The organism is Mediterraneibacter glycyrrhizinilyticus (assembly GCF_015560805.1).
Taxonomy (GTDB): Bacteria; Bacillota; Clostridia; order Lachnospirales; family Lachnospiraceae; genus Schaedlerella; species Schaedlerella glycyrrhizinilytica_A.
In genome coordinates, this window is the sequence record NZ_JADMSO010000009.1 from 1 (window position 1) to 7,215 (window position 7,215).

Consider the following 7,215-nt stretch of genomic DNA (forward strand, 5'->3'; position numbering starts at 1 on the left):
AATGCCATACTTATTTTGAGAATTAATAAATTCCATGGCTTATATGTGAGGGATGGAATTTACTTTTACAATTCACTTTTATTGTACAAATTTACACATCCTCACAGAAATACGTTGACTTTCATTGTTAAATATGCTACGCTATCACAGTATTGAATTTTAACCCAGATTCAATATCTACACATCATTATTTTTTTATTTTTATGGAGGGCACCATCATGACAGGTACAGTAAAATGGTTTAACAACCAAAAAGGTTATGGATTCATCTCTGATTCCGAAGGAAACGATGTATTCGTACACTATTCAGGATTAGTAATGGATGGATTCAAATCCTTAGAAGAAGGTCAGGCTGTTGAATTTGAAGTAACAGAAGGCGCTAAGGGACCGCAGGCAACAAACGTAGTAAAACTTTAATCAGATTTTTTAATGTACCTTTTAATTATATAAATTCAGACCAGCTAGATTTAATATTTAAAAGTAATACAGAGAAACGAGATTAGAAAAAGAAACCAGATCACTGATCCGGTTTCTTTTTTCGTTGCTGCTGTTTCTGATCATCCTTTCATGTTAGAAGTATATGCTTCTGTTGCTTCCCATACATCAAACCCGCTTCCGCGTAAAATGTCCACGACTCTCACCGGATCATCGCATTTTAACACTGCCGATGCATCCCCACCGTTTGCAAACGCATACATATATTCAATATTGACTTCACCCTCTACGATCTGATGCATCGCTTTACTCAGAGATCCCGTTGCATGCGGTACCCGCAGGGCAACAACTTCTGTCAGCATCGCTGTGATTCCATTTTCTTTCAATACTGCCCGCCCTTTGTTCGGATCAGATACGATCATCCGGAGCATCCCGTAATCCGATGTATCTGCCAGACTGAGCGCAACGATATTTACATCATTTCCCGCAAGCACATTCAGCACTTCATCCAATCTTCCCTCTCTGTTTTCCAAAAATACCGATAATTGTTGGATCGTCACTCCCATTCTAATTTCACTCCTCTCATACTTACAGCCCACGATTGTCAATGACACGAACAGCCTTTCCCTCACTTCTCTGGATTGTTTTCGGCTCCACCAGTTTTACACGGACTGATACGCCAAGCGCCTGTTTCAGCACCGCACCAATCTTGTTTTTCAACGCATCCAATTTCCGGATCTCATCGGAGAACATGCTCTCGTCCACTTCTACCATAACGGTCAGTACATCCAGATTATCTTCCCGGTCTACGATCATCAGATAATGCGGCGCAACCGCTCCGCCCATACTGAGAAGCGCTGTCTCAACCTGTGTCGGGAATACATTGACTCCCCGGATCACTTTCATATCGTCTGTGCGTCCTGTAAACTTCGAAATTCTCGGAAGCGTTCTTCCGCATGCGCAGGCACTGTGATCGATGCTGGTCAGATCCTTTGTCCGATAACGGATCAACGGCATAGCTTCTTTTGCCAGTGTCGTAAATACAAGTTCTCCGGTTTCATGATCTGCACACGCCTCATGAGTCGCCGGATTAAGTACTTCCGGAAAAAAATAATCATGATGAATGTGAAGTCCTGTATGATGGATACAATCCTGAGCCACTCCGGGACCTGTGATCTCACAAAGTCCGTAAATATCAAAACAATTGATATGCAAAATACTCTCGATTTTCTTGCGCATTTCCTCCGTCCATGGCTCTGCGCCATGGATTCCGGCTTTGAGTTTCAATCGGTCAACTACGCCTGCTTCCTGCATAGACTCTGCCAGATACAATGCATAAGAGGGCGTACATGCAAATGCAGTCGCGCCAAAATCTTCCATGCACATCATCTGACGTTTCGTGTTGCCTGCCGACATCGGAATTGCCATTGCTCCCAGCGCTTTCGCACCGAAATCCAAGCCAAGCCCTCCGGTAAACAAGCCATATCCGTAGCAAATATGCAGCACATCTTCATCCGTCAATCCCGCCATCGTAAGGCATCGGGCCACGCACTCCCCCCACACGTCAATATCTTTTTGTGAATAAGATGCCAGCGTCAGTTTTCCGGTCGTTCCGGAAGTGCCCTGCACGCGGACCACATCTTTTTTCGGAATTGCCAGAAGTCCGAACGGATAATGATCTCTCAGATCTTCTTTTGTCGTAAACGGAAGTTTATTGATATCTTCGATCCCTTTAATATCTCCCGGCTCCACTCCAAGATCCTGCATTTTTTTCCGATAAAACTCTACATTGTTATAAACTCTGTTTACAACATCTACCAGACGTTTGCTCTGTAATACCGCCATTTCATCCCGGCTCATACACTCTATTTTCGGATCTCTGATCCGCTCTGTCCAATTTTCCAATGACACTGCCGCCATGATTCTTGTTCCTCCCCCTTGTGTCTTTATAAGTCTTTTTCCTCGATCATTTTGATCCCGGCTTTTTGAAGCGCACTCTCCGCCTCCTCAAAGCGATCCGTATGAAATACCATAACCGGCGCTTTTTCTCCACGGATCACAAATGAATAAATATAATTAATACCGTTTCCATTATCTGCAAGTACTTTCAGCATCTCGTTCAGACTGCCCTGCTCATCTTTTAATTCCACACTGATAACGTCCTGCAAACGCACAACGAATCCTTTTGTTGTCAATGCGTCTTTCGCTTCCTCCGGTTTATCCACGACAAGGCGCAGGATTGCAAACTCCGGTGCATCAAACGAAGAAATCGCACGAATATTGATCTGTGCTTCCGTCAGTGCAGATGTAACCCGCATAATACTGCCCGGCTGATTCTCTACAAATACCGATAATTGTCTGATCATATTCTCGCCGCCTTTCTGCTACATCTCATATCCGACATCAAATGCTTTTTTATTGATCCCGATCGTCTTCGGAGGAACGGTCTTCTCGATCACGTCATACCATTCTTCTTTTGTAAAATCCATATGCTGTGCCGCAATCCCAAGGACGATCAAGTTGAATACTCTTGGATTTCCAAGCTTCTTTGCTTCTTCCGTCGCATTGACTTTATATACTTTATAGTCTTTTTCCAGTGTTTCCAAAATCTGATCCGGATACTGTGCCGCTCCGATCACGACCGGCATCGGATCGATCCGCCAGTCATTGACGATCAGTACGCCGTCTTTTTTCAAAAAATGGGCATATCGGAGCGCTTCCAGCCTTTCAAACGCAATGATCACATCCGCCTGTCCTTCCTCCACGATCGGCTCCGCCACTTTTTCTCCATAGCGTACAAACGTCACGACACTGCCGCCTCGCTGTGCCATTCCATGTACTTCGGAGAGCTTCACGTCATATCCTCCGGCAATCGTCAGCCCTCCTAAAATACGGCTTGTGAGAAGTGTTCCCTGTCCGCCGACTCCTACGATCATAATATTCTTTGTCGTCATCTTACTCACCCGCCTTTACCAGTTCTATCGCCTCAAATTTACACAACGTCTCGCACAATCCACATCCCGTACACATCGTATCATCAATATGGATGGTACCGTCCGCATTTCTCGTCATTGCCGGGCATCCCGGTTTCATACACATGCCGCACTTTTTACATTTGTCCGGATGTGCGATATAAAGCGGTTTCTTTGATTTATCCAACAGGACACATGGAGATTTCGTGATGATCACGGATACCTCTTCTTTTTCCAGCTCTTCTTTTACGGTCTTCTCCAGAAGCGCTATATCAAATGCATTGACTTCCACTACATTTTTCACACCCATTGCTTTACAGAGTGCCGGAATATCAATCGCATATGTCGGATCTCCCTGCAAAGTCTTTCCGGTTGCCGCATGATCCTGATGTCCGGTCATTCCGGTCGTAGAATTATCCAATATCAAAACTGTTCCTGTTGCGTGATTGTACACCATATTCATCAACGAATTCACACCTGTATGTAAAAATGTAGAATCTCCGATCACAGCAACCCAGTCTTTGATATACTCTCTTCCTTTTGCTTTCTCCATTCCATGAAGTGTTGATATACTGGATCCCATACACATGGTTGTGTCTACCACGCTAAGCGGCGCGACTGCTCCTAATGTATAGCAGCCGATATCACCTGCCGCATGCAGTTTCAGCTTATTCAGCACATGGTACACACTCCTGTGCGGACACCCCGGACAGAGGATCGGCGGACGTTGCGGTGCTTCTGCCGGACTCTTTAATTCCAATTCTTCTTTTAAGATCGCTTTTCTCAGCATATTGGCACTGTATTCACCCTGCACCGTAAAAATATCTTTTCCGATTGCCCGGATTCCCCAGGATTTTACCTGTTCTTCGATCACCGGATCTAATTCTTCGACAATATAAAGTGTCTCTACTTTTTCCGCAAACTTCCGGATCAATTTCTTCGGAAGCGGATTGACCATACCGAGTTTTAATACGGAGGCATTCGGCAGCGCTTCTTTTACATACTGATATGGAATTCCGCTTGTGATCACACCGATCGCCGTATCATTCATCTCCACCGTATTGAGCGGCAGCGTATTCGCTGCCTCCGCAAGTTCCAGGTTCCGTTTTTCGATCTCAACGTGACGAAGCTTTGCATTTCCCGGCATCATCACATTTTTGCGGATATTTTTTTCATACGGCTTATCCGGCATCTCCACTCTCTCTTGAAGTTCTACCAGTCCCTGCGAATGTGCAAGTCTTGTCGTTGTCCGGAAAATAAACGGACGGTCGAATCGTTCACTCAATTCAAAAGCAGCCTTGAAAAAATCTTTTGCCTCGGCACTGTCTGACGGTTCGATCACCGGGATCTGCGCCGCCCGGGCAACCATTCTCGTATCCTGTTCGTTCTGAGAACTGTAAAGTCCCGGATCATCTGCCACTACAAGAACAAGTCCGCCGTTCACCCCCATGTAAGAAACCGAATACAGCGGATCTGCCGCCACATTCAGCCCGACATGCTTCATACATGCCATAGAACGCACGCCGGAAATACTTGCGCCGACGGCAACCTCAGCCGCTACTTTCTCATTGGGCGCCCACTCTTCATACACGTCTTCTTTGTACTGTACCAGATATTCGCTGATCTCGGTACTTGGTGTTCCCGGATATGCCGAAGACACTTTCACTCCAGCCTCATAAGCCCCTCTGGCAATGGCTTCATTTCCCAACATAATCACCTTGTCTGCCATATCTTATAATCCATCCTTTCGTAAATCTGTCACACGCTTTGCTTTTCCCTCAAACCGTCTCAAAGAATTCGGCGCTACCAATCGGATCTGTGTTGCAAGACCAAGCTGTGATTTTAATGCAGATTTGATCCGCTTTTCCAGTTCGCTCAGTTTTGCATAACTATCAAGCAGCCGGTCATCGATCAGTTCCACTGTGATCGTCATCACATCCAATCTGTTCTTACGTTCTACCAGAATCTCGTAATGAGGTCCAATCTCCTCGATTTTTAAGAGTACTTCCTCAATCTGTGTCGGAAATACATTCACTCCTCGGATCACAAGCATATCATCCGCACGTCCGGACAGATTTTCCATACGCACCGTTGTCCTGCCGCATTTGCAAGGCTCATACATCAATTTTGACAGATCTCCCGTACGATAACGGATCAACGGAAGCGCTTCTTTTCCGAGACAGGTGATCACCAGTTCCCCCTTTTCCCCGGGCGGAAGCACTTCTTCTGTCTCAGGATCGATGATTTCCGGAATGAACCAGTCTTCATTGATATGCATACCGCATAACTCTGTACACTCTCCTGCCACACCCGGACCACACAACTCACTCATGCCGTAATTCTGTGTACAGATAAACTGATTACCCCAGACTTTATACATCTCTTTCCGCATCGGTTCTGTCATCCCCTCACCGCCAAAAAGACCAATATGGATCTTTAAATCTTTTGACGGGTCGATTCCTCTTGCCCGCAGTTCCTCGCCGAGATGAAGCGCATAAGACGGAGTCGCCACAAGAAGCGTCACTCCCATGTCCTGAAGAAACATGATCTGCTTGTTTGTATTTCCCGAGGACATCGGGATTACTGCCGCTCCGATCCGTTCCAGACCACCGTGCAGACCAAGAGCTCCCGTAAATGTTCCGTAGCCGAACGAAATCTGTGCCACATCTTCCGGACCTGCCCCTCCCATACAGGCAATCCTCGCCACATTGTCGAGCCATATGTCCAGATCATGTTTCGTATAACCGACTACAGTCGGTTTTCCTGTCGTTCCGGAACTTGCATGATAGCGGACGATTTCTTTTTTATCTACTGCAAACAAGCCGTCCGGATAGTGATCCCGGAAATCCGCTTTATAAGTAAACGGAAGTTTTTTCAGATCCTCCAAAGTCCGGATATCTTCCGGCTTCACCCCCGCCTGATCCATTTTCTGACGATAAGGAGCGACTCTCTCATATATGTAAGGAACTGTCTTCTTTAATTTTTCAAGCTGAATCTTCTCGATCTCGTCTCTCGGCAATGTCTCTTCCTTTGCCCAAATCATGATATTTACCCTCCTTTTGACATCGCGTTCGTCTTTTTCCAGTATAACACAATACTTTTGCGAATTAAAGCATTAATTTGAAAAAGAACACAGTGGAAGATTACATGCCCTGCCAAAGCTATAATTTATATTTTAATACATACTTTTTCTATCTTAATCCACCAATGAAAATGACCGGAGATATTCGTAGATCTCTCCAAAGTCCACCTTACACTGCCCCTCAAAAATCCCCACCGGAACTTCTGCGTCAAATCCAAAGAGTATCGGATAATTTTCATGTTCAAAATCATATATCAATACTTTTTTCTTCTCCGCATCCACCATCCAATACTCACGCACTCCGGCTGTCATATACTTCTCCAGCTTTATAAACATATCCTTTTTCCGCGTGGATGGAGAAAGGATCTCCACGATAAAATCCGGCGCCCCCGAAATTGTATTTCCGGATAATTTGCTCACGTCGCAGAGAACGAGTACATCCGGCTGCACGATCGTCTTTTCGTCACAGTCTAACTGTACATCGATCGGCGCATACATCGGGAGACACTTTCCTTTCTGTGTCCGAATATAGTCCCTTAAAACTGCATAAATTTCTCCTCCGATCAGCTGATGGATCCCCGTCGGCGCTGCCATATCGTAAAGCACTCCATCGATCAGTTCCATCCGCTGCTCCTCCGGCAGTGCACGGTAATCTTCCACCGTATATTCCCCTTGCCTTTTTTCTCTTCGTGCTTCCGCTTCATAAGGAAGTGCAGATTCTTTTACA

At 45.6% G+C, this 7,215-nt stretch carries 8 protein-coding genes; 1 reads left to right on the plus strand and 7 read right to left on the minus strand.

Translation table 11 applies throughout. The features are described from left to right. The first annotated feature begins 218 nt into the window (after positions 1-218). Positions 219-416 (plus strand): cold-shock protein, encoded by a 198-nt coding sequence (locus I2H87_RS09825; protein ID WP_004840409.1) that lies wholly within the window; start codon positions 219-221, stop codon positions 414-416. 140 nt (positions 417-556) lie between these two features. Here I2H87_RS09825 and I2H87_RS09830 read toward each other — a convergent pair whose 3' ends face one another. The 7 genes from I2H87_RS09830 to I2H87_RS09860 all read right to left on the minus strand — a co-directional run. Further along, positions 557-1,000, minus strand: coding sequence for an amino acid-binding protein (locus I2H87_RS09830; RefSeq protein WP_009266421.1), 444 nt, complete (start codon positions 998-1,000; stop codon positions 557-559). Between the two features lie 22 nt (positions 1,001-1,022). After that, positions 1,023-2,354 carry a phenylacetate--CoA ligase family protein gene (locus tag I2H87_RS09835; protein WP_195609842.1) on the minus strand — a complete coding sequence of 444 codons (1,332 nt, stop codon included), beginning with the start codon at positions 2,352-2,354 and terminating at the stop codon, positions 1,023-1,025. A 26-nt stretch (positions 2,355-2,380) separates the two neighbouring features. Next, a complete protein-coding gene (locus I2H87_RS09840) occupies positions 2,381-2,800 on the minus strand; it encodes an ACT domain-containing protein (RefSeq protein WP_022152333.1) in 420 nt (139 codons plus the stop codon). 18 nt (positions 2,801-2,818) lie between these two features. Continuing rightward, a complete protein-coding gene (locus I2H87_RS09845) occupies positions 2,819-3,388 on the minus strand; it encodes an indolepyruvate oxidoreductase subunit beta (protein WP_009266425.1) in 570 nt (189 codons plus the stop codon). A gap of 1 nt (position 3,389) precedes the next feature. Then, positions 3,390-5,135, minus strand: a complete 1,746-nt coding sequence (gene iorA, locus I2H87_RS09850; RefSeq protein WP_195609843.1) for an indolepyruvate ferredoxin oxidoreductase subunit alpha — start codon at positions 5,133-5,135, stop codon at positions 3,390-3,392. Between the two features lie 3 nt (positions 5,136-5,138). Continuing rightward, positions 5,139-6,449, minus strand: coding sequence for a phenylacetate--CoA ligase family protein (locus tag I2H87_RS09855; protein ID WP_195609844.1), 1,311 nt, complete (start codon positions 6,447-6,449; stop codon positions 5,139-5,141). 153 nt (positions 6,450-6,602) lie between these two features. Beyond that, a partial coding sequence (locus tag I2H87_RS09860; RefSeq protein WP_195609845.1) for a Uma2 family endonuclease occupies positions 6,603-7,215 on the minus strand: 613 nt, incomplete at its 5' end.